General features: G+C 39.5%; 26 protein-coding genes. 19 read left to right on the top strand and 7 right to left on the bottom strand.

Features of this window, described 5'->3' with window-relative positions; all coding sequences use genetic code 11:
• The first annotated feature begins 306 nt into the window (after window positions 1-306).
• From AOC35_RS10980 to AOC35_RS10910, 15 genes are all read left to right on the top strand, one after another.
• Window positions 307-1,719, top strand: coding sequence for a flippase (locus tag AOC35_RS10980; RefSeq protein ID WP_211307511.1), 1,413 nt, complete (start codon window positions 307-309; stop codon window positions 1,717-1,719).
• Window positions 1,716-2,423, top strand: coding sequence for an FkbM family methyltransferase (locus AOC35_RS10975; protein WP_245898493.1), 708 nt, complete (start codon window positions 1,716-1,718; stop codon window positions 2,421-2,423). Before AOC35_RS10980 ends, AOC35_RS10975 begins: the two co-directional genes overlap by 4 nt.
• Complete coding sequence (locus AOC35_RS10970) at window positions 2,423-3,379, top strand: UDP-glucuronic acid decarboxylase family protein (RefSeq protein ID WP_108647123.1); 957 nt, start codon at window positions 2,423-2,425, stop codon at window positions 3,377-3,379. The genes AOC35_RS10975 and AOC35_RS10970 overlap by 1 nt, the downstream gene beginning before the upstream one ends.
• Window positions 3,372-4,289, top strand: coding sequence for a hemolytic protein HlpA-like protein (locus AOC35_RS10965; protein ID WP_108647122.1), 918 nt, complete (start codon window positions 3,372-3,374; stop codon window positions 4,287-4,289). The genes AOC35_RS10970 and AOC35_RS10965 overlap by 8 nt, the downstream gene beginning before the upstream one ends.
• Window positions 4,286-5,107, top strand: coding sequence for a methyltransferase domain-containing protein (locus AOC35_RS10960; protein WP_108647121.1), 822 nt, complete (start codon window positions 4,286-4,288; stop codon window positions 5,105-5,107). Before AOC35_RS10965 ends, AOC35_RS10960 begins: the two co-directional genes overlap by 4 nt.
• Before the next feature lie 21 nt (window positions 5,108-5,128).
• Window positions 5,129-6,250 carry a glycosyltransferase family 4 protein gene (locus AOC35_RS10955; RefSeq protein WP_108647120.1) on the top strand — a complete coding sequence of 374 codons (1,122 nt, stop codon included), beginning with the start codon at window positions 5,129-5,131 and terminating at the stop codon, window positions 6,248-6,250.
• 9 nt (window positions 6,251-6,259) lie between these two features.
• Window positions 6,260-7,231 (top strand): GDP-mannose 4,6-dehydratase, encoded by a 972-nt coding sequence (locus AOC35_RS10950; protein WP_108647119.1) that lies wholly within the window; start codon window positions 6,260-6,262, stop codon window positions 7,229-7,231.
• 18 nt (window positions 7,232-7,249) lie between these two features.
• Entirely contained in the window at window positions 7,250-7,981 is a 732-nt protein-coding gene (locus AOC35_RS10945; RefSeq protein WP_108647118.1) for an FkbM family methyltransferase, read from the top strand.
• Window positions 7,978-8,799: a glycosyltransferase family 2 protein gene (locus AOC35_RS10940; RefSeq protein WP_245898492.1), complete on the top strand. Its 822-nt coding sequence runs from the start codon at window positions 7,978-7,980 to the stop codon at window positions 8,797-8,799. The genes AOC35_RS10945 and AOC35_RS10940 overlap by 4 nt, the downstream gene beginning before the upstream one ends.
• Window positions 8,796-9,545 (top strand): glycosyltransferase family 2 protein, encoded by a 750-nt coding sequence (locus AOC35_RS10935; RefSeq protein WP_108647117.1) that lies wholly within the window; start codon window positions 8,796-8,798, stop codon window positions 9,543-9,545. Before AOC35_RS10940 ends, AOC35_RS10935 begins: the two co-directional genes overlap by 4 nt.
• A 103-nt stretch (window positions 9,546-9,648) precedes the next feature.
• The gene (rfbB, locus tag AOC35_RS10930; protein ID WP_108647116.1) at window positions 9,649-10,716 is read left to right on the top strand and encodes a dTDP-glucose 4,6-dehydratase; all 1,068 of its coding nucleotides are present in this window, start codon (window positions 9,649-9,651) and stop codon (window positions 10,714-10,716) included.
• A gap of 52 nt (window positions 10,717-10,768) precedes the next feature.
• Entirely contained in the window at window positions 10,769-11,776 is a 1,008-nt protein-coding gene (gene rfbD, locus AOC35_RS10925; protein WP_108647115.1) for a dTDP-4-dehydrorhamnose reductase, read from the top strand.
• An 86-nt stretch (window positions 11,777-11,862) separates the two neighbouring features.
• Window positions 11,863-12,750: a glucose-1-phosphate thymidylyltransferase RfbA gene (rfbA, locus tag AOC35_RS10920; protein WP_108647114.1), complete on the top strand. Its 888-nt coding sequence runs from the start codon at window positions 11,863-11,865 to the stop codon at window positions 12,748-12,750.
• Window positions 12,751-12,815: 65 nt separating this feature from the next.
• Entirely contained in the window at window positions 12,816-13,379 is a 564-nt protein-coding gene (gene rfbC, locus AOC35_RS10915) for a dTDP-4-dehydrorhamnose 3,5-epimerase (protein WP_108647113.1), read from the top strand.
• Between the two features lie 11 nt (window positions 13,380-13,390).
• Window positions 13,391-14,185, top strand: a complete 795-nt coding sequence (locus AOC35_RS10910; RefSeq protein ID WP_108647112.1) for a hypothetical protein — start codon at window positions 13,391-13,393, stop codon at window positions 14,183-14,185.
• On the opposite strand, the gene AOC35_RS15875 is transcribed toward AOC35_RS10910, so the two are convergent.
• A complete protein-coding gene (locus tag AOC35_RS15875; RefSeq protein ID WP_159077556.1) occupies window positions 14,166-15,203 on the bottom strand; it encodes an O-antigen ligase family protein in 1,038 nt (345 codons plus the stop codon). The genes AOC35_RS10910 and AOC35_RS15875 overlap by 20 nt on opposite strands.
• A 544-nt stretch (window positions 15,204-15,747) precedes the next feature.
• Window positions 15,748-16,650, bottom strand: a complete 903-nt coding sequence (locus AOC35_RS10900) for a DUF6492 family protein (protein WP_108647110.1) — start codon at window positions 16,648-16,650, stop codon at window positions 15,748-15,750.
• A 195-nt stretch (window positions 16,651-16,845) separates the two neighbouring features.
• Here AOC35_RS10900 and AOC35_RS10895 point away from each other — a divergent pair, with 195 nt between their 5' ends.
• Together AOC35_RS10895 and AOC35_RS10890 are read left to right on the top strand one after the other, a co-directional pair.
• Window positions 16,846-17,103: a type II toxin-antitoxin system Phd/YefM family antitoxin gene (locus tag AOC35_RS10895; RefSeq protein WP_108647109.1), complete on the top strand. Its 258-nt coding sequence runs from the start codon at window positions 16,846-16,848 to the stop codon at window positions 17,101-17,103.
• Window positions 17,090-17,404 carry a type II toxin-antitoxin system RelE family toxin gene (locus AOC35_RS10890; protein WP_108647108.1) on the top strand — a complete coding sequence of 105 codons (315 nt, stop codon included), beginning with the start codon at window positions 17,090-17,092 and terminating at the stop codon, window positions 17,402-17,404. Before AOC35_RS10895 ends, AOC35_RS10890 begins: the two co-directional genes overlap by 14 nt.
• A 132-nt stretch (window positions 17,405-17,536) precedes the next feature.
• On the opposite strand, the gene AOC35_RS10885 is transcribed toward AOC35_RS10890, so the two are convergent.
• From AOC35_RS10885 to AOC35_RS10870, 4 genes are all read right to left on the bottom strand, one after another.
• Entirely contained in the window at window positions 17,537-17,716 is a 180-nt protein-coding gene (locus AOC35_RS10885) for a hypothetical protein (protein ID WP_211307510.1), read from the bottom strand.
• 31 nt (window positions 17,717-17,747) lie between these two features.
• Window positions 17,748-18,260, bottom strand: coding sequence for a type IV toxin-antitoxin system AbiEi family antitoxin (abiEi, locus tag AOC35_RS10880; RefSeq protein ID WP_245898489.1), 513 nt, complete (start codon window positions 18,258-18,260; stop codon window positions 17,748-17,750).
• A gap of 306 nt (window positions 18,261-18,566) precedes the next feature.
• A complete protein-coding gene (locus AOC35_RS10875; protein WP_108647107.1) occupies window positions 18,567-18,845 on the bottom strand; it encodes a type II toxin-antitoxin system RelE/ParE family toxin in 279 nt (92 codons plus the stop codon).
• Window positions 18,845-19,054 (bottom strand): TA system antitoxin ParD family protein, encoded by a 210-nt coding sequence (locus AOC35_RS10870; protein WP_108647106.1) that lies wholly within the window; start codon window positions 19,052-19,054, stop codon window positions 18,845-18,847. Before AOC35_RS10870 ends, AOC35_RS10875 begins: the two co-directional genes overlap by 1 nt.
• Window positions 19,055-19,210: 156 nt before the next feature.
• Between AOC35_RS10870 and AOC35_RS10865 the strand changes: the two genes are divergently transcribed.
• On the top strand, window positions 19,211-20,536 hold the full coding sequence (locus AOC35_RS10865) for a glycosyltransferase family protein (RefSeq protein WP_108647105.1): 1,326 nt from the start codon (window positions 19,211-19,213) through the stop codon (window positions 20,534-20,536).
• Window positions 20,533-21,564 carry a lipopolysaccharide heptosyltransferase I gene (gene waaC / locus AOC35_RS10860; protein WP_108647104.1) on the top strand — a complete coding sequence of 344 codons (1,032 nt, stop codon included), beginning with the start codon at window positions 20,533-20,535 and terminating at the stop codon, window positions 21,562-21,564. Before AOC35_RS10865 ends, waaC begins: the two co-directional genes overlap by 4 nt.
• Window positions 21,565-21,569: 5 nt before the next feature.
• Here waaC and AOC35_RS10855 read toward each other — a convergent pair whose 3' ends face one another.
• Window positions 21,570-23,219: a TolC family protein gene (locus tag AOC35_RS10855; protein WP_108647103.1), complete on the bottom strand. Its 1,650-nt coding sequence runs from the start codon at window positions 23,217-23,219 to the stop codon at window positions 21,570-21,572.
• Window positions 23,220-23,377 lie beyond the last annotated feature (158 nt).

Below are 23,377 nucleotides of genomic sequence, written 5' to 3'. Positions count from 1 at the left end.
AGTTTCAAACATCAATAATTAAATCCGTTTTCAATGCTAGTAAACCCAAAGTTATTCTTCACTATGAAGTCTAGTAACTATGAACACGTTGTGGCAAATTTACCATCCAAAGAAAAAAGTAATTTTGATAAACGATTTAAGACTACAGTTAATATCTCTTGTGGCATACATTTACCGCATTGTCGCGAAGCCTGCTATGACTAAACTAATGGAGGTCTCAGATTTTGCACCTAACTTGCCAGCTCAAAAGCTCAATCACTTAATTGGTGTCGTGGTAGGTAAATTCAAAGATAAATGTAAAGTTAAATGCAAGTCTACCCTTTGGCAGATATTGATACCAAGATCAATGGCCTCATTCATCAACCTAAAATTTCAATTTCTGACAGTATGCGCTTGATACCCAATTTTATTTATCAGCGTATTGAGCATAGACATAATTTACTCAAGATAATCAACAATATAGGATGGTTGTTTTTTGACAAGATACTTCGAATGGGGGTTGGAGTACTTGTCGGTGTCTGGATTGCAAGATACTTGGGACCAGAACAGTTTGGATTGTTGAGTTTTGCAACTGCTTTTGTTGGTTTATTTGGTGCAGTTGCAACCTTAGGCCTTCAAGGAATTGTAGTTAGAAATATATTGCAAAACTCTTCAGGTAAAGAAGAAATCTTAGGATCAGCAGCTTGCTTGCAATTATTTGCTGGTGCGGTCACCTACATAATGATTTTGATTGGTATCTTCATATTGAGACCAGACGATCTGATTTCTAAGATGATTGTGGCCATTATTGGGGCGATGATGCTGTTTAAATTTAGTGAAATAGCGATATATTGGTTTGAAGCTCAAGTGATGTCGAAGTACATCGTATGGGTACAAAACATTAGTTTTTTACTTTTTTCAGTCATTAAAGGGGCTTTGATTTTCAAAAATGCACCGCTCTCGGCTTTTGCTTGGGCAATACTCGCTGAAGCTATGATGGTTGCTTTGTTGATGTTAGCAGCTTTATCTTGGCGTGGTCTGAAGCTAATTGAACTTAAAGTGACGAGGAAGAAATCCTACGAATTACTCAAAGATAGTTGGCCACTCATGCTCTCTAGCATGGCGATTATGATTTATATGAAAATAGATCAAATCATGATTGGACAAATGATTGGAGACCAAGCGGTTGGGATTTATACTGCAGCAACGCGCATTAGTGAGGTCTTATATTTCCTTCCAACAACTTTGGTTGCGTCGGTTTTTCCATCCATTCTGAATGTGAAAATGAAAAGTGAAACTTTATACAAAAAACATATGCAACGCTTGTATGACTTGATGGTATGGATATCCATTGCCATTGCCTTACCAATGACCTTTTTAGCGACACCTTTGATAACACTTCTTTTTGGTAGCGCCTATTCTGAGGCAGGAATGGTTTTAGCAATTCATATATGGGCTTCAATCTTTGTTTTTCTAGGAGTTGCAAGTAATCAATGGTATTTGATGATGAACCGTCAGACACTGATTATGCAACGTACTTTAATAGGGGCCATTGTTAATGTGGGGTTAAACTTATTATTAATTCCAATTTACGGTGTGGTTGGTGCTGCAATCGCAACAGTTATTTCTTATGCAATAGCAGTCTTTTTTTATGATGCGATTCAAAAGGAAACTAGGGGTATATTTTTTATGAAGTTGAGTTCAATGAACCTAGTTTCTGCTCTTAAGAGGTGTTTGTGATTAAAAAATTAATACCTATTCAAGTAAAGTACGCATTAAAAAGGCTATTCGATTTTTTGAGTTGGGATCCATGGCTTGTTCGTTGTTGGTCACAAGAAGGAGAAGATATGATTCTTAATCGTATTTTCTACGGTAAGAAAAACGGTTTTTACGTTGATATTGGCGCACACCATCCAAAGCGATTTTCAAACACTTATTTTTTCTATCGCCATGGTTGGAAGGGTGTAAATATTGATGCAATGCCTGGTAGTATGAAATTATTTAACAAATGGCGACCCAAAGATATAAACCTAGAGATGGGCGTCGCAGAAGAAACAGGCATACTAAATTATTACGTTTTCAATGAAACAGCGCTTAATAGTTTTTCAAAAGAGGTTTCAGAGCAACGTGATCTCGTAGAGAGTAATTACTATATTAAAGAAGTAATTCAAGTGAAAGTAGCTCCATTGAGTGAAATTTTAGATCGATATAATGTTCCTAATAATATTGATTTTTTAAGCATTGATGTTGAGGGCTATGATTTGTCAGTGATTAAATCCAATGACTGGTCTAAATACCGCCCAACTATTGTTCTTGTAGAAATTCTTGATAGCAGTATGCATGAAATTGAGCAATCTGACATTGGGCGTTTCATGTCAGAGATTGGCTATATAGTATACGGCAAGTGCGTTCATACTGTTCTGTTTCGAAAGGTTGAAAAATAATGATCATAAATCCACAAAAAACCCGAACTTTAGTGACCGGAGGGGCAGGGTTTCTAGGATCACATCTTTGTGAACGGCTTTTATCCGAAGGCCATGATGTTATTTGTTTAGACAATTTCTTTACTGGGAGTAAAGGTAATGTTGCTCATTTAATCAATAATCCCCACTTTGAGTTGATGCGTCATGATGTCACTTTCCCTCTTTATGTTGAGGTAGATCAAATTTATAATTTAGCCTGTCCCGCTTCTCCAATTCATTATCAATACGATCCGGTACAAACGACTAAAACGAGTGTGCACGGTGCAATTAATATGTTGGGTTTGGCTAAGCGAACGAAGGCTAGAATTTTTCAAGCATCTACAAGTGAAGTGTATGGCGATCCAGAAGTTCATCCTCAACCAGAGAGTTACTGGGGTAAAGTGAACCCAATTGGCATTCGCTCTTGCTATGATGAAGGCAAACGTTGTGCAGAAACCCTCTTTTTTGATTACTATCGGCAGCATAATCTAGACATAAAGGTAGCCAGAATATTTAATACTTATGGACCACGTATGCATCCCAATGATGGGCGTGTCGTTAGTAATTTTATTGTGCAAGCCCTTAAAGGTGAGGACATTACTATCTATGGTGATGGACAGCAAACACGATCTTTTTGCTATGTAGATGATTTGATTGAAGGCTTTATTCGTTTTATGGAGACTGAGAGTGGATTTACTGGCCCCTTAAATATGGGTAATCCAATTGAAATGACAATGTTAGTCCTAGCAGAGAAAGTGATCAATTTAGTGGGTGGTAAGTCTAAACTAGTTTTTCATCCTTTACCATCAGATGATCCAAAGCAACGACAACCAGATATTCGCTTAGCGAAAGAAAAATTGGCATGGGAACCGAAAGTTACTCTTGATGACGGACTTAGGGAAACAGTGAATTATTTTCGAAAGATTCTTAATGCTTAATACACTTTTTAAAACTCCTGTTGCATTCATCATCTTCAATAGACCAGACTCAACTCAACGAGTTTTTGATCTGATTGCCAAAGTTCGCCCATCAAAATTATTGGTGGTTGCAGATGGTCCCAGGCATAATCGAAAAGGTGAAGCAGAAAAGTGTGCCCTAACAAGATCAATTATTGATGGCGTGAATTGGGAATGCGAAGTAATAACAAACTATTCGGATAAAAACCTTGGATGTAAACGCCGAGTATCATCCGGGATTGATTGGGTCTTTGAGCAGGTTGAAGAAGCTATTATTTTAGAGGATGACTGCTTACCAGATCCTAGTTTCTTTCCTTTTTGCCAGGAACTTCTGGAACGTTATCGGCATGATCAGCGCATTGGGATGATTACTGGCGATAATTTTCAATTTGGCCAACGTCGCAATGACGATAGTTATTACTTTTCTAAGTACGTACATATTTGGGGTTGGGCCTCATGGCGAGACCGTTGGCAAGGTAGTTACGATGTTGCTATGACGAAGTGGCCACAGATTCGTGATGAAAAATTTTTAGAAGATTTAGTTGGCAATAAACAAGAGGCAGTTTTTTGGGCGAAGATTTTTGATTGTGTGTATCGGGGTGAGATTGATACATGGGATTATCAATGGGTTTTTGCAAACTGGGTAGAGGGACGACGTACAGTCATACCGAACGTAAATCTGATTTCAAATATTGGGTTTGATCAAAATGCTACCCACACTACGGGCGTTAGTGAGTTGGCAAACATTCCCTCTTCACCGATGATGTTCCCTCTCCAACATCCAGTTGGAGTGTTCAATAATTTACAAGCAGATGCCTATAGTGCAGAAAAATGCTTTCAGGTTCCTTTGACAAAGCGCATTCTTAATAAAGTATTGAGTAAATTGAAATGACGAATTTACATATGATGAATGAAGAGCATGAATGCCCTATCTGTTCTGGAAAAATGACAGAGGCGTTTTATGCACAAGTTTTACGAAAGTACAACGCAAAGTTTGAGGTCTGTAATCATTGTGGATATTTGCGTGCACATAACCCCCATTGGTTAGATGAAGCTTACTCCAGTGCAATTGCCGATGCAGATACGGGTTTAGTCATGAGGAATTTTGCCATTTCAAGCAAATTGGCTGGAGTACTTTATTGGATTTTAGGTGAGCGTGGAAAAGGCATTTACCTCGACGCTGCCGGCGGTTACGGGATGTTAACGCGTTTGATGCGAGACTTTGGCATCGAATTTTATTGGTCTGATAAATACTGTCAGAATCATTTGGTTCCAGGATTTGAATTTAAGCCAGAGCAGAGGCCCTGCAAAGCTGTTACAGCGATCGAAGTTTTCGAACACTTGACCGATCCAATTACCTTTATTCAAGAAACATTAGCGTTTTCGGGGGCTCAAACAATAATTTTTACAACAGAGCTCTATTCAGGTAAACCACCTGCACCAGAATCTTGGTGGTATTACGCATTTGCTACTGGTCAGCATATTGGATTTTTTCAGGAAAAAACCTTGAAAATACTCTCGGAAAAAGTTGGACTGCAATTCGCAAGTGCAAATGGGATTCATTTTTTCAGTAATCAGTCTATTAATCCCAAGTTGCTAAATTTAGTTACTGGACGTTGGTTTTCAAGAATTGCACCTTGGTGGGTTCGAAGGCGTTTAGGATCCAAGACACTTACAGATCATGAGTTGATGTTAAACAAAATTGTTTAACTCTACTAGCACTATAAAAAAATGAAAATAGCTTACGATCCCCAAATTTTCTGTGCTCAAATCTATGGTGGCGTATCCCGTTATTTTTGTGAGCTTGCCTCTCGACTGGCCCAACAACCCGATATGGACATTTCGATTGCAGCGCCCTTTTATGTTAATAGATATGTAAAAAGTATACCTTCAGGAGTGGTTAAGGGATTTGCTTGTCCAAAAAAAAATGGCTTTAAGTCTCTCTATCCTCGTTTAATACACAGGTTACTAAGTCTATTAGTGGGAGATTTTATTCTTCGTAGTCAGTTTCCAGATGTCGTGCACGAGACGTATTTTTCACCTTTCCCTATCGGCCCTCGTCGTGCGCGTCGAGTATTAACTATCTACGATATGATTCATGAGAAATTTCCTGGCGATTTTCCAGAGACGGACAATACGAGTAAATACAAAGCCCTAGCCACAAGACGCGCAGACCATGTAATCTGTATTTCAGAATCGACTCGACGAGATGTAATTGAAATTTTAGGTATCCCACCTGAAAAGACTTCCGTCATTTATCTTGGCTTTGAATTATTAAAGGATCACAACCATTTTGAGTATGAGGATTCATTTCAAGTCGATGGCTCTTATTTGCTTTTTGTTGGTCTTCGTGGTGGATACAAGAATTTTTTACGACTTCTTGAAGCGCATGCAACTTCACCATATTTACGAGCAAATTTTAAATTGGTATGTTTTGGTGGTGGGCCATTTAATTCATTAGAACTAGAGCGAATCAGTGAACTTGGCTTGAACACGAATCAAGTGATTCAATTAGGTGGTAGTGATACGCAACTATCTCAACTTTACTCCAAGGCTACGGCGTTTATATATCCGTCCTTATATGAAGGTTTTGGAATCCCTCCTTTGGAAGCAATGTCACATGATTGCCCAGTGATTTGCGGTCATAATAGTTCAATCCCAGAAGTGGTTGGTGATGCAGGGGTTTATTTTGAGTCTACCAACTTAGACTCTATTCGCGAAACAATCGAACGAACCGTTCAGTCGGAGCCCCAGCGCAAGATCTTGATTGAAAAAGGGCGAGAACGCCTCACGTATTTCTCGTGGGATCGATGTGCGAATGAAACGCGTGCTGTATATGAAAATTTGCTTTAAGGAAAAAAGATGAAACGCGCATTGATATGCGGAGTATCCGGACAAGATGGAGCCTATCTCGCAAAGTTTTTGCTTGAAAAGGGTTATGAGGTATGGGGTACATCGCGAGATGCACAGACGTCACCCTTTTCAAACTTAACCTTTCTTGGAATCAGGCAACAAATTAAGACGATTTCGATGGCAACAAATGATTTCCGAAGTGTTTTGCAGGCAATCACTCAAAGCCAGCCAGATGAAATTTATAATTTATCTGGCCAAAGCTCAGTTGGTCTTTCTTTTGAGCAACCCTCGGAAACCCTAGAAAGTATTGCCACTGGAACGCTAAACCTTTTAGAGGTGATACGATTTCTGGGGAAGCCGGTTCGCTTCTATAACGCCGGTTCAAGCGAATGTTTTGGGGATATCGGGGAGGATACTGCGGATGAAAATACGCCGTTTCACCCGCTCAGTCCCTATGCAATAGCTAAATCTACGGCACACTGGTTAATCGATAATTACAGAGCATCTTACGGACTCTATGCATGTACTGGGATTCTTTTTAATCACGAATCACCTTTACGTCCGCTACGTTTTGTTACTCGTAAAATTATTCGCACAGCTGTTAACATTGCGAAAGGATCTGGAGAAAAGCTTACTCTCGGCAACATGGCAATACAACGTGACTGGGGCTGGAGTCCAGAATATGTTGATGCAATGTGGCGGATGTTACAAATTGATAAGGCGGAGGATTTTGTGATCGCAACGGGTGAATCAAATTCTTTGGAGGCTTTTGTCGCATCGGTCTTCGATCAATTAGATTTGGACTGGCACCAACATGTCATTCAAGATCCGTTACTTTTCCGTCCATCTGAGATTCGTTATAACTGCGGGAATGCAAGTAAAGCAAAACAAATCTTAGATTGGGAAGCAAAAAAAAGAATGCAGGATGTCATTAGAGAGATGATCCAATTTGAGCTCCAAGTACTCGAACTCAATAAATAATTTTAAAGGTTGGCACAAATGATATTAAATTTATTAAAACAGACAATAAGGAAAACCTTTAATACCGTTGGAATCGAGGTACATCGTTTTGTTCCTGAGAACTCCTCTTCAGCTCGCCTATTAAGTGCTCTTCGTAAATTTGAAATTGATGTAGTCGTTGACATTGGTGCTAACAATGGCCAATTTGCGAAGGAATTGCGAGCAGGAGGATTTAAACACCAAATTATTTCCTTTGAACCTCTAACTTCTGCCCATGCAAAATTAATAGAAGCTAGCAAGTATGATCCTGACTGGGAAATTCATTCTCGTTGTGCCATCGGTGATCAAATTGGTGAGATTGAAATCAATATTGCTAGTAACTCAGTTAGTAGTTCTATATTACCAATGTTGTCAGAACATAGTAATGCGGCTCCTCAATCCATCTATTTAGGTAGTGAAAAAGTAGAGATAACGACTGTAGACAAAGCAGTTTTACCCTACCTTTTAGAAAAAAATGCACCACTTTTAAAGATTGATACGCAAGGTTATGAGTGGCATGTTCTGAATGGAGCAACTTTGACTCTGCCAAAAGTAAAAGGTATTTTGATGGAGTTGTCTCTAGTTCCACTTTATGAAGGTCAGCATTTATGGCTTGAGTGTATAGCTCGACTTAATGCAGAGGGATTTACTTTATGGTCCTTGGAGCCTGCGTTTATTGATCCTTTAACGGGACGAACACTGCAGTGGGACGGTTTATTCTTTCGTCAATGAAGCCAATGAATTCCTCCACGCCTGAGTTACCACGAATTACCGTTATTACTCCAAGTTTTAATCAAGCGGAGTTCCTTGATCGAACTATTCGTTCTGTACTTGATCAAAACTATCCAAATCTTGAATATATTATCGTTGACGGAGGATCAACGGATGGTAGTGTTGATATCATTCGTAAATATGAAAATCGCTTGGCTTATTGGGTAAGTGAGCTAGATCGGGGTCAGTCGCACGCTATTAATAAAGGATTACAACGAGCAACTGGAGACTGGGTTGGTTGGCAAAATTCTGACGACGTATATTTCCCTGAAACTTTTTTCCAATTAGCAGCAGCCGCTAATCGTTGGCCGCTGTCGAATCTAATAATTGGCGACATGCAATTAATCGATCAGGAAGACAAACTGATTCGTGATCTTAGATATGTAACACCAACTTATTCAGCACTAATTGCGGAAGGGATGGTTTTGTCTAATCAAGCAGCATTTTGGCGACGCACTTTGCACGAAAAGCTCGGCTATTTAAATGAAAATCTGCACTACGGATTCGATTATGATTGGTTTTTACGTATACTTCGTGAAATTAATCATGCTCGACATGTACCAAATTTTTGGGGGGCACTTCGTTACCACGATGCTACCAAAACGACAAGCAGCCAAGCTAAATTTGACGAGGAATTTCAATTCATTCTGCAGGGGCGAGAATTATCTCCTTGGGTAAAACGTTTTTATAAAGCGCGTCGTCTTTTTCTAACTTTGCGATATGGGCATTTTGCATATATTTTGCGTGGGATTTTCCGTCGTTCAGGCTCAAGTTTATGAAGGTCTCCATAATAACTGTTTGCTACAACAGTGCAGCTACATTAGCTCGGACTTTACAATCCGTTGCAGAGCAAGATTGGTTGTCTGTTGAGCATATTATCATTGATGGTGCCTCAACGGATGGGACTCTCACTATTATCAATCAATATCTTGCAAGCATTTCCCATGTGATTAGTGAGCCTGATCAAGGGATTTATGATGCCATGAATAAGGGCTTAGATTTGGCCCGCGGTGATATCATCTGTTATTTAAATGCAGATGATCAATATGCTTCAAAGTCTGTTTTATCGCATGTTGTCAATCAATTTCAACAACAAGAGCTAGACGCAGTCATTGGCGATGTAGCTTTTTTTAATCCCAAGGATCCTCAAAAAAGTATCCGTCGTTATCGTTCCGATCGGTTTAGTCCACAGCGTTTAGCATGGGGTTGGATGCCATCCCATCCAGCTTTATTTATGAAGCGCAATGTGATGACTAAAGTGGGGTATTTCAAAACGGACTACCGAATTGCTGGAGATTATGAATACGTCGTGCGGGCTTTTTACCATGGCAATCTGAAATATCAACACTTGCCTGAAGTGTTAGTTCATATGCAAATTGGTGGCATCAGTTCTAAAGATTGGCGTTCAAGGATATTGTTAAATCAGGAAGTACTTCGCGCTTGTCGAGAGAATGGCGTACCTACTAATATTTTTAAAATCCTTTCTAAATATCCACTTAAGCTTTTAGAACTTATTCAGTCATAAAATTTCCTGTAGGTTCTCGGTTGGTGATACTTTAGGCATGTTATTTAGATCAATAAAAAAGTTAAAAATGAATATGTTGATAAATGATCAGTAAGGCGAAAAAATGATTCTTGTAACTGGTGGCGCAGGTTTTATTGGCGGTAATTTTGTATTAGATTATTTGGCAAATCCAAAGGTCGCAGGGCTCGTTAATCTTGATAAGTTAACCTATGCTGGTAATCCTGAAACCTTAAAAACTGTAGAACATGATCCTCGTTATCACTTTATTCAAGGGGATATAGGTAATGTTTCTCTCGTGAGTGATTTACTGGAAAAATACGCTATTACCGCGGTTGTGAATTTTGCAGCGGAGTCTCATGTTGATCGCTCGATCCTAGGGCCTAGCGAGTTCATTCAAACGAATATTGTTGGTACCTTTCATCTACTCGAGGCTGTGCGAATTTATTGGGAAAAATTGTCAACAGGCTCTAAAGAGTCCTTCCGTTTTTTACACGTCTCCACCGATGAAGTATATGGCACACTATCTTTAAGTGATCCTGCCTTTAATGAAACCAACCCTTATGAGCCTAATAGCCCTTACTCAGCCTCAAAAGCGGCGTCCGATCATTTGGTGAGAGCATGGCATCATACTTATGGCCTACCGGTAGTGACCACGAATTGCTCAAATAATTATGGACCTTATCATTTCCCAGAAAAATTGATTCCGCTCGTGATTCTGAACGCTATCAATGGAAAAAGCCTACCTATTTATGGGGATGGTCAACAAATTAGAGATTGGCTCTATGTGAAGGACCACTGTAGTGCAATCCGCCGCGTCCTAGAATTAGGTCAGCTTGGACAAACCTATAACATTGGTGGTTGGAATGAAAAAACCAATTTAGAAGTAGTTCGTACTATTTGCCAAATATTAGATACGATCAAACCTAAGCAAAATGGCAGTTATGCTGATCAAATTACTTATGTCAAAGACCGACCTGGTCACGATCGACGCTACGCCATTGATGCTTCTAAAATTGAACGTGAACTAGGCTGGAAGCCTAAAGAAACTTTTGACACGGGTATTCGTAAAACAGTAGAGTGGTATTTAGCGAATACAGATTGGACACAAAGTGTTCTGAGTGGTAATTATCAGAATTGGATTGATCTGCAATACTCTAGTAATGCAAAATAAAGTCTATTTTTATAGTAAGCACTTCTTTACTTCAATGAATTGGATCTAAACCATGTCATTTTCAGCCGTCGCGGGAAGTCTAAAGAATCAGTTAAAAGATCATCTAGACCTTCAAAGCCAGCCAATTTTAGTTTTTGGTAAAGATGGTCAGGTGGGCAGGTCTTTGCAGCAATTATTCAAAGAATTTCATCTGCCAGTTGTTTTTGTCGGGAGAGCTGAATGTGATTTAGCAGATGATACCGCCATCATTCAAACCCTGAATCACTATCAACCCAAAATCATCATCAATGCTTCTGCCTATACTGCCGTCGATTTAGCCGAGACGGAACAAGCCAAGGCTTTTCAGATTAATGCAACAGCGGTTGAACTCATGGCCAAATATATAGCCACTGTCTCTAAAGGAGTACTGGTTCACTACTCGACCGATTACGTTTTTGACGGTCAACAAGATGCTCCCTACCGAGAAGAGGATAAGACCAACCCTTTGAGCGTTTATGGCAAAAGTAAGCTTGTAGGTGAGCAGGCAATCCAGCAAGTATTCGAAAATAGTCCTGTTAGTACTGAAAATGTGAGCCTTAATGCTAGATATTACCTACTCAGAACGAGTTGGGTTTACGGGGACGGCAAAAACTTTATCCGTACGATGCTCGGTTTAGCTAATCTAAGAGAAGAACTGAGAGTGATTCAAGATCAACGGGGATGCCCAACTTCTAGTGATTGGTTGGCGCAAATTGCCACGCAACTCATTTTTTCAAATACTTCTTCAGGAATTTATCACGCTGTTGTTGACGGTGCAACTTCTTGGCATGGCTTAGCCTTATTTGCCATTGAAACAGCTAGGTTGGCAGGCGAGGGCATTCTAGTGAAGTCTGAAAATATCATACCGATTCCAACGACCGCATATCCACTGCCAGCCCCTAGACCGCAAAACTCTCGCATGAATAACCAAAAACTGAAAGAGGCTTTAAAAGAGATGCCATTTAGTGCAGATTACCCGCATTGGGAGGCGCAGGTTGAGCGCTATGTCATGAATTATGTTACCGAAAAATTAAAAAGTTAAAATTTGATCGATGACGATCAAATCAAGCTTGAAACCGTCCAATATTACAGAAATATGATGAGTAAGAATTTACTAAAGGTGCAAACATGATCAATAAGCGTAAAGGTATTATTCTGGCTGGAGGCTCAGGGACGAGACTTTATCCAGTGACCCAAGCCGTTTCCAAACAGCTAATGCCGGTGTATGACAAACCAATGATTTACTATCCATTAACCACTTTAATGTTAGCGGGAATTCGGGATATTTTACTCATTTCAACTCCGCATGACACACCCCTGTTTGAACATTTACTAGGCGACGGCTCCCAGTGGGGACTCAACATTCAGTATCAAGTGCAACCGAGTCCCGATGGCTTGGCACAAGCTTTTATATTAGGCCGGGATTTTGTCGGTAATCATCCAAGTACTTTAGTACTTGGGGACAATATTTATTATGGGCATGATTTTGCTGCCCAGTTACATAAAACCAATCAACAAGAAATTGGTGCTACGGTATTTGCTTATCACGTTAGGGATCCAGAAAGATATGGTGTTGTAGATTTTGATGAACAGTTTAATGCGCTATCCATCGAAGAAAAACCCCTCAAACCCAAGAGTAATTACGCCGTAACAGGACTTTATTTTTACGATAACCAAGTGTGCGATATTGCCAAATCAATCAAACCGAGCCATCGTGGCGAGTTAGAAATTACCGATGTAAATGCCGCTTATTTAAACAATCAGCAACTCAGAGTTGAAATCATGGGCCGTGGTTATGCTTGGTTAGATACTGGTACACACGACTCGTTATTAGAGGCTGCAGGATTTATCTCGACCTTACAAAAACGCCAAGGATTAATGGTCGCTTGTCCCGAAGAAATTGCCTATCGCAGCAATTGGATTAGTGCGCAGGATATCGAGAAATTAGCAGAGCCACTCAAGAAAAATGACTACGGTAAATATCTACTCAATATGCTCACTGAAAAAGTGCGCTAAAAAGGATTGATAAAGCAGTAAAATTCAAGTCAACGATCTGATAACTAATTCAATAAAATAGCCCAATGCCGATAACTGTTACTCCAACCAAAGAAATTCCGGATGTTTTAATCATTGAACCGAAGGTGTTTGGCGATGAAAGAGGGTGGTTTTATGAGTCTTTTAATCAAGCAGAGTTTGCTGAGAAAACCGGTATCACTGATCCTTTTATTCAGGATAATCACTCCTTTTCAGCACAGCATATTCTGCGAGGACTACATTATCAAATGGATAACCCTCAGGGCAAACTCGTGCGCGTGACGGGTGGAACTGTACTCGATGTTGCGGTGGATATCCGTAAAAGTTCCCCTACTTTTGGGAAGTGGACTGCTGTTGAACTCTCCGCAGAAAATCACAAACAGCTTTGGGTGCCCGCGGGCTGTGCGCATGGCTTTTTTGTGTTGTCACCAAGTGCTCACTTTCTTTATAAGGTTACTAATTACTGGGATCCAAAAAGTGAACAACGCATTATTTGGAATGATCCCGACTTAAATATTGATTGGCACATGCCAAGTGGTGTCACGCCTCTTCAAAATGAGAAAGATGCAAATGGCTTACTATTTAAAAATGCGCCACATTTCGAATCGTGAACCTATCTTTGATGATTTCAGAAAAAATGGACTCTAGTACCCTAGCACCAATTATCTTAAGTTCTAGCGTCAACATCATGGATCAGTCAGTCGTTTTAAAAAATCCTACTGAGCGCTTGCAATATACCCTTGAGTCGATTGACCATTGGTTAAAGATCTCCCCCAAAATTCGTTTAGTGATTTGTGATGGATCGGCTTTTGACTTTTCACCTGTCCTATTAGAAAAATATCCACAAGCAATGGCAGAAGACCGCATTGAGTGTTTATCTTTTATGAATAACTCAGAGAAGGTTGCAATATTTGGCAAGGGTTATGGTGAGGGAGAAATTATTCAATTTGCTCTCACTCATTCTCAAATACTCAAAGAAGAAACCGTATTCTGTAAGTGCACCGGAAAACTATGGGTTGATAATTTCTTAGAATGTCTTGCGGAGTTTAATGGGAAATTCTTATGCCAAGCTTATTTCTCAAATGTGTTTTCTTTTAAAAAGACCCGACTTGAGTATGTAGATACGAGGTTTTATATTTCTGATATTCAATTTTATCAGCGTCATTTCGCAGAGTTACATCATCAAGTGGGCGGCCATTTTCAATCTAGTATTGAGGATGTTTATAAAGAAAAAATTTTGCAAGAGAATTTATTTGGATGCTTCTTCAAAAAATTTCCCTTGGTTCGAGGTGTTGGAGGCGGTTCTGGCAAGTACTACAAATCAAATTTCATTCGACGTAATAAAGACCGAATACGTCTGAAGCTGGTTCAATTAAACTCTGAGTTCAAGCACTGGTTTAATCTAGAACCACTTTAGTTGAGCGTTGTTGCTGAAAGAAAATGAATGCACTAAGCACGCAGAGAGTAAATATTTGCATTTCTAACATTTGATCCCTTTGGGCAGAATCAAACATCGAACGCAACACCCAAATCAATCCAAGCGCAAATAAAGCAACGCCAGTTGCTGAAACTAGAGGATCTTTGTGCTTGAGAGCTGACAATCCTTCGTAAATAAATTTACATAACACTAAAAAATAAAGTAAAGCGCCGATGATGCCGATGGAGAGTGCTGTATCAGCCCATCCGTTATGTGAGTTCATGAGTCCAATTTGAGGTTTTGCACCACAAATTTCCTCTAACGCAGTAGCATACGCAAAACGAGATTGATTCATTCCCATGGGGTGATTAATGAACATGGTGGGTAATGACCGTAATGCTAGGATTCGAGCGCCATCAAAACCATTAATGGCATCCAAGGTCTTTTGAATAGCTGGTGTTATTACCATGCCATCTTGCTCAAGAGTGCGTTTTAGTACATCGATACCTTCGCAATTGATTTTTAAGGCATCTCCCTTAAAGGCAATTTCCATATTAGAGAGCGGACCACGCCAACGAATAGGATCTAGATAAGTCCCGATTTGAAAAATACTACCTATCAATATGAAGACCCCTAAAATTGATAAGACAATTGATTTAAAGGAAAAGTGAGTTCTTTGTAATTTAAATATCTTTATCAATAAAATTAAAATAAATGAAGCAAGGAAAAAGAGAATGCCACCTCTACTGCTGGCGATAAGAAGCGAAACGATGCTTGCAATTAAAAGAAAGGAAATCAATATCTTCGTCAAAGAAGATTTTGCTTGAAAAAATAAATACACGCTTAAAAATACAGCGACATGAATTGAGGTGTAACCTAAGTCGCCATGTGAATTATTGATTCCCCAGTAGCTAACTGGAATTTGACCGGTTGAAATTCCCTTGATCAAGCTAACACACAAGTGGATAAACAGTGGGATGAAAAAGAGTATTCCTAAGTAAAGATGGATGCGCGGCATCTGTTTAGTGGAAAGTATATAGCCACACCCTATGCCAGTGATGGCAAACAAAATGAACTTCAACCATTCAGATTTGAAATTCCGAAATGCTAGGCTGTAATCAGTTGAGAAAAAAATGAGTTGGACAAGGATGTAAAAAAAGAGCAAACACAAAAAAATATTTTTCTTAAAAAAGGCCGCCCACTTTGGCTTGGAAAGAATCACGATTGCTAAAAGAACAAGAGCACATAAATAACGTAAGAAAATGGTATGGGGTAAATTCCATACAGGCAAAAGTATGGCAAATGATATAAAAAAAGCTGGATTGATAAATTTAGGTGCGTTGAGTGTAAACATTTAATTTGGAACTTTATTTGAAATGAGTGCCTTGTGAGAGGTATTTAACTTGCCTAAATTACTAGTTATTTTGTTGATTATAAGTTTTAATTAAAAGAAGTATGACACAGGACAAAATAATATTAATGATCGATCATTACAAATCCAGTAAAAATAAGGATGAGTCTGTAATTAATACTTTCAATATTCAAAACGCCTTTGTAAATAGTCATTTAAAGGCTTTTTTGATTTTTCTCCACACTCGTGATAACCATGGTTTACGGGCAAAACTAGGGTCGAGTTCTTTGTCCCAATTGGATTGAGAAAGAATCCCTAAATAATTAGTTTGATCAAAAGGCGTTAAGTATTTTTGTTGCCAATCATAATGAATCACCTGAAAAAGTGGCTCATGTGAGTGGACTGGGATTGCTTTAAATTTTAGTAAGGCCTCACCATACCATCTGATTTCAAAGGGTAGACGCTCAATCGCATCCCAAATAGTTTGACCCTTTTGAGTGAGATGATTCATCTCTAAGGATTGCCATACTTTCTTTGACCAAATTAAAGGAGCTGGACCAAAATCCCAATCTTGCGCATGATCACCTGTTCGACCAAACTCATTTCTTAGCAATTGATTGTCCTTAAAGAAGTGTTCAATAGCTTTTTTCTTGCCGAGGCTTTTGGCTAGATTGAGAAATTCTGTATTGGGGTGAATGATGGTAAAGGGCTCTGAATCGTTGGCCATCAACTGCTTCAAGAAGAAAGGCTTCATGAAGACTGCTTCGGAGTCTAAACAAAGATAATTTTCACAACCAGTTAATCGCCATGCTTCGGCTTTGATGACCTGTTGGCTTAAGTAGCCAGGCATTGCGTAGTAGCGTTCTAAACTAGCCTTAGTGTCTAAATGGGTATTGGACAGGACGATTGACTCATCTGTTATAAGATGAAATTCACCAACAGATTTGAGATCTTCCCAATCAATTTCTTGGGAAAAAAGTGCCAGATCTTCCTGCGGAATACTTAAATAAAAAGGAATTTTATCTTCATTCAATGTTGCAATAGATGTGATTAGCCGTTTGGCTCGGTAGACATCTTTTCGATAGGATTTACAAAATAAAATAAAGTTTTGCATTGCTTCATATTAAAGGAGTTTTGCTTAACTAAGAGAAATCGTTAAAAGTAATATGGATATTATTTGAAAGATTAATAATTATCTTAAATTATTTTTAGGATTTTTTATTACATCATTATTTGGAAATAAAAAGATTTGTGCAGGATAAAGTTGTGTAATAAAATGTACATATTAATATACAAAATTTGGTGATATATGAATGTGATTACTCCAATTCACGCAGATACAACTATAAGTGTTACCGATTTAAGAAAAATGAACCCTAGTAAAATCTTGGAACAGGCAGGGGGAAACCCCGTTGCGATTTTGAACCATAACAAACCTGAAGCTTATCTGTTATCTGCCAAAGCTTACGAAAAGATCTTGGATAGATTGGATGATATTGCTTTACAAGAAATAGTAAAAAAGAGACTCGGGGGTAAAACTGTGAGAGTGAGCCTTGACGAGTTATAAACTAGAATTTCACCTTTCAGCATTAAAAGAGTGGGGAAAATTAGATGCTTCAATTAAAGAGCAATTTAAGAAGCAACTTGAAAAGCGATTGGTTTCTCCCCATATCCCATCAGCACGTTTAAGTAATGAGTTAGCGGGATGTTATAAAATCAAGTTACGTACGAGTGGCTATCGTCTTGTTTACACTGTTCATGATAGTAATATCACCGTCATTGTAATTGTAGTGGGCAAGAGAAATAAAGGTGAAGCATATGCTATTGCTACTAAAAGAGTAATTCAGCTCTTCAATAAAATTATTTAGATAGTCAGTAATTATTAATTTGAGATCAAAAACCTTCCCTATGCTTTGGAATAGCATTAGATATAAGTTTAAATTGGGTTAAAAATCTTTGCCACCCGAAAAATCAAGATCCTTACTAAATCTCTCGGCACCTCAACATAAGCGAAGGGATGTGCCACCTTGAAAGACTAAGTTTTTAAGTAGGTCTTCTTCATCTAGGGCATTCAATATTTCATAGTGGAGAAGCTCTTTTTCTACAACGGGTCGTAAAGCTGCCATATCTGCGTTGGCGATTGCTTTGTCTAAATATAGTTTGAAGTCTTCTTGTCGCATCAAGCCACCTCATTGAGTTCTTCGTAATCGATCATTCGGTGTTGCGGCCCTCTTGCAGAAGATCTGTGACCGCGGCTTGCTTTTTGGCAATACGCAATGGGCAATCTTTAACAAAGATAGTTCTATCCAAGATTTCTGGAATACTATGCTTAGTATGAGTGAACTCAATGGATTCACAAGGTGTGTCATGTATTCCGCTAGCACCAGTGTTCATTACAGTTAGACGACTGAGGGGAATTTGTGAGATGACACCATGTTCAGAAAGCATACTCTCAAAACTTACATACGATAGCTTACCAGGTCGAAGGGCTTTTGCGATATTTTCTAGCATCCAGCTTTTGTGGCGTGATGCCACAAGAGCGTTGATATAGATGCCTCTAGCCGCTTTAATCAGTAACCCATCTTTAACCATACGTTGAAGTGATTTTTCCATTGACTTTTCATCTTCCAACGGAAATAGCTTTCCAATGTCTTTTTTGGTTAAGACAAATACCCCTTGTCGCTCAAGGTTCATCAAACTGGTAATAAGCTCCATTCGTTTCATAGGTAATTTCCAACCCTAATTATTTGTAGGGTTTATATATACATAGTAGCAGTTAAGTAATTATTACTTAATACCTTTGAGTTTAAGTATGCTTTTGTGTTCCTAGTCTTTTAAAGGAAAAGTAAGCTAGTATTCAAAGTAAGATTTACTTCTTTAAATATAGTAATGCAACTGGAAAATGAAGGTTACGTAAACCCCCTAGGCTTTTAATGACTATGATTTGTTTCAGACCAATTAAAACATCCTACTAATTAAATTATTGGTTTGTGGCTTAGATTTTCATTTCTTAAGCGGTTGTAACTGCAGTTATTCACCTTGACGCTTTAAATCTCTATAGAAATTCTCATGTGGACCAAACGTTAAAAGTTTAATATTTTCTGAGTCTAAAACCCGATAAGTTAACAAACACTGCTGTTGAGGAAGTCTGAATTTATAAACATAAACGCCTGACAAATCTCCCAATTTTGCTTCTCCAATTAAGGGGTTTTTACAAATGAGTTTCAATGCAGTATCCAATTCTACTTTTTGAGAAGCATGGAGTTTTTTCGTTACCTTCAGAAAGGTAGCTGTAATAAGTAAACGCATTAACTAAAAACGTATTCACCAATTATTGGTTCCTGATCGGCAATCAAAATTTCACGAATCAAGGAAAAAGTCAAGTCTGGATTTTCTTGGGCAAGCTTGCCAATTTGAGACCAATACTCGATCTGTTTTGGGACTGAGCGATGCTCAATATTGCCAAACACTTTAGCTTGCTGTACTAAATTTTCAGATAATTTCACATTAATTGACATGAGGAACTCCTTATTCGATGGTTCCATTATGGCAATATAGGTTCCTTAAAGGAACTATTTTAAAAAAAGAAAATTAATCCTTCATGGTGATTCAATCCTTATGTACTTTTGAAAATGCATTTTAGGGATTCTGAATATTCTTCGTTAAAATAAGTCATGCAAGCAAATACTCCAAAGAAAAAATGGCTAGTGATCTCTCATGGTTTTAACATGGACGGTCGGGCTGCTAGTTTGACAGTGACCGATAAAATCCCTTATCTATTAGAAGCAGGGATTGAGCCAATTGTGCTGTCAGCCATTACTGGAGAAAAAGACACACGATTTAGGCATTATCAATTACTCCCGTGGGGACCATCTGGTCTGCGCTTTGATTTTCGGCACTATGTAGCAACCAAATATGGCCGAGGCATCATCTATAAAATCCTTACGCCGCTTGTCTCGACCTTGCTCTTACCCTTTACAGTACTTGAAAAGTTGCTCATCGGCTTATCGAGCCAATCCTCCTGGTCATTCGCTGCGGCCCACTGTGGGGAGAAGATTATCAAAAAAGAGGACATTGAACTGATCTATTCCTCAGGTGGTGCTTGGTCTGCCCATTACGCAGCCTACCTCATAAAAAAATTAACCAAAAAAAAATGGATTGCCGAAATCCATGACCCGATGGTGATTCGGGATGATCCACAGGATAACGGCATCGCCCCGCGTAAAACCAAAGATAAGCGTTTTTTGCAGCGCCTTGAAAGAATCATTTGTCGTGACGCCGATCAAGTTTGGTGGTTTACCCAAGGTGCATTGGATTATGCAAAATTACGCCATCCGGTACTAGGTGATAAAGGCTTTGTCGTTCTTCCCGGAGCAATCCCTCCTGGCTGTGAAGAACCTTTACCTGCCAATCACTTATACCAATCAAAATTACATATTGCCCATTTTGGATCGCTCGCTAACGATCGTTCTTTGGCGCCAGTCCTTGCGGCGATTCGTCCCTTATTGGATGCTAATCCGCAATTAAAAGATCTTTTACAAATAGACGTTTACGGCGCCGCGCTGGATCAAAGTAGTCGAGATGCTACTGCACAATATGGTTTTGAGTCCATCGTTCAGGAGCATGGTCGCATCGAAAACGACCCCATTACCGGCAAGTCTGGCCGCGAACGGGTGATGGAAATCATGCGTGCTGCCGATGTCCTGTTACTACTGCATGGTGATTACGAATGGTGTGCAGAATATATTCCCTCGAAGTCCTATGATTACTTCTGGTCGGGCAGACCCATTTGGGGAATCACGAATCGTAATCCTTCCTTTGATGAGATGCTGCGTGAGCGAGGCGCTTACATTAGCCATACCTTAGACGCTGCATCGATTGCTCAAGTTTTTGAGCAAATCCTACAAGATTGGCAGAATCATCAGTTGCCCGCCAAAGTCATGGAAACGGTGACGCCAAAAGACGCTGTACAAACTATTTTAAAAAGAATCGCTCCGTGAACATCCTCCTCGTCAAGTTATCCTCCCTTGGGGACGTGCTGCATAACTTGCCGGTTGTTTGGGATATCCGTAAACAATATCCTGATGCACATATTGCTTGGGCAGTGGAAGAGGGATACGTCCACTTATTGGAACCCCTGAAGTCGACACTTCAGTTTCGCGGGATTGATCAAATCATTCCGGTATGTTTGCGGCGTGCTAAAAAAGAGCTCTTCAAAGGTCGCTTCAAAATAGCCATACAAGACTTTAGCAAGATGAAACAAGTTCTCAAATCGCAGCCTTGGGACGTGATTGTGGAGACGCAGGGCTTAATGAAGTCAGCTTTGATCGCAGGTATTGCTAAGCAGGGCAGGAGTACCACCATAGTTTACGGTATTGGTAATCAAACCCAATATTCTGGATATGAGCCACTCGCCAAGTTTTTTTATGACCAAAGTGTTCAAGTCCCTTTTCAGTTTCATGCGGTCGATCGCTCGCGCGCTATTCTGGCAAGCAGCCTGCAATTAGACTGGCCTCAACGTGATACAGCCTCTCCCAAGTTTTATACTCCGGGTTATATACATCAGTTGCAACTTGAAGCGAATCCCTTAGGCTTTTCTCCCAAAGAATATGTCATGTGTTTTCATGCTACAGCACGGATCGCAAAAGCTTGGGATGAAGCTGCCTGGATAGCAATCGGTAAGTATCTAGTAGGCCTTGGACTCACCCCTGTTTTTCCATGGGGTAATGCTAGCGAAAAACTCGTGAGTGAACGTCTAGTGAGTGCCGTACCTGGTGCAAAATTACCCAGCGCATTCTCGATTAAGCAGGCTGCAATTCTAGTTGCACAGGCGCGCCTGACGATTGGGGTGGATACTGGACTGACCCACTACAGTGCAGTGCTTAATTTACCGACGATTGAACTCTATGTGGATTCTCCGCTCTGGAAAACAGAAGGGTATTGGAGTCGTAATGTGATCAACCTAGGTGATATGGGCAAACCACCTACTATTGACGAAGTCACAACATCCATTCAACAACTCATTTAATCAGCTCAATGCAATAGTTTATTTACCGCTATCACATCATCATCAGTCAGAACTGCTGATAAAGATTTGAGTTTGATACCGTTCATAATAGCGTCGTATCTTGCTTTGTATAAAGATGATTGCGTGGTGATTAACTGATCTTGGGCATTTAATACATCAATATTGATACGCACCCCGACGTTATAACCAGTACGGTTCGATTGTAAGGATGTCAGCGCTGACTTTTCTGCCGCTTCATACGCCTTAATCTGGGCAATACCATTCGTAAAGCCGAGATAAGCTTGTTTTGTTGCGCCAGCGTTGCTCGTTTTCAAGATGTCCAAATTAGCGATGGACTGATCATACAGCGCAGCGGTTTGTCGGGCATTAGAGTTAATCAAGCCACCAGTAAAAATAGGTACAGAAACTTGTAAGCTAATCTGGTTAGCGTAATAGGTATTGGGTAAAGAACTTGTGGCATTACCTAAAGAATTGTTGTAACCCGTTGAAGCTTGCAGTGAAACTACTGGTAAACGTGTACCCTGCACACTACGATAATTACTCTTGGCGATTTCGACATTGAGGAGGCCAACAATCACGTTGTAATTGACTTCTTCGGTTTGTCTCACCCAATCTTCGATGGTATTTCCGGTAGACAGATGGAGTGCTTCAATAATATCGTTGCTTGCTAATTTGCCTTTAGAATCTGCCAGGTATTTCACAGTACGTTCTTGTCTAAGACTTTCGACTTTAGCTTGTTTAGACAGAGGGAAGATGGCATCAACTGGTTGACCAATGATTATCTCTATAGCGGATTTTTTAACTAATAAGTCAGACTGAGCAGCAATTTCTTGCGCAATGACTAAATCATAACGCGACTGCGCTTCATTGGTATCGACAATCGTCGCTGTACCAACTTCAAAATTTCTCTTAGCTTGTTGTAACTGCTCATTAATCAAGCCTTTTTTATTGATAAACAAATCCAGGGTATCTTGCGCTGTCAATGCATCAAAATAAGCTTGCGAGACACGTATGATTAAGTCTTGTTGGGCCTGTGCAAAGTTTGCTTCAGCCACTCCAGTAAGTAAGTCGCCTTGTTTGTATTTTTCAAAATAAGACCAGTTAAAGAGGGGTTGCGTTAAGTTCAGTCCCCAACCAGAGTTAGAAAAGGTATAGTCTTTACGATTCGCGATATTGTTTAAGTTTGGGTCGTAACGAATATCAGTAGACTGTGTAGAGTAAGTAGCAGTAATTTGGGGTAATAAAACTGAAAATGCTTGCCAATAAGCTTCTTTACCAGCCGTGTATGCGTACTTTGCGGAATTGTAAATTGGGTCAAACTGCGCAGCATCTTGAAATAATTGGATTAAATCTTTTGCTTTTGGATTGGCTGCGTCGACCAGTCTTGGCAAAGTTTCAGTTTGAACCGAAATAATCGGGCTCGAAGTGATCAGGCTGTTACTTGTGATCGGAACAGGACTCTTCTCCTGCGCCACTGCATTGAATGAATAAATACTTTGGAAGGACAATAAGGCCATTGCAATCACTAAATACTTAGGACGCAATGGAGTTTTCATCGAACAAGCTTGAGTAGTTCTCGTCTGAACTAGCGTGGAGACTCTCAAAGGGTTCTTGTTTAACGTTGAGGTTAAATTTTCTAATACAATTTGCTTCATTCGAATGTCTCTTATTAGCCTTCACAAACACATCACATTAAGTAAATTCTGACGATTTTTACTTACCTAAATTGAATACAATTATTCCGCAATTAATAATGTAACAAGTAAATTTTTCGTTATTGTTAATTTATCCATCAACTGAACACTAAAGCCAC

The sequence above is a fragment of the Polynucleobacter rarus genome, from assembly GCF_003072505.1.
GTDB classification, from domain to species: Bacteria; Pseudomonadota; Gammaproteobacteria; order Burkholderiales; family Burkholderiaceae; genus Polynucleobacter; species Polynucleobacter rarus.
The sequence above is the reverse complement of the archived record's forward strand: the minus strand, read 5'-3'. Positions and strand labels throughout refer to the sequence as shown.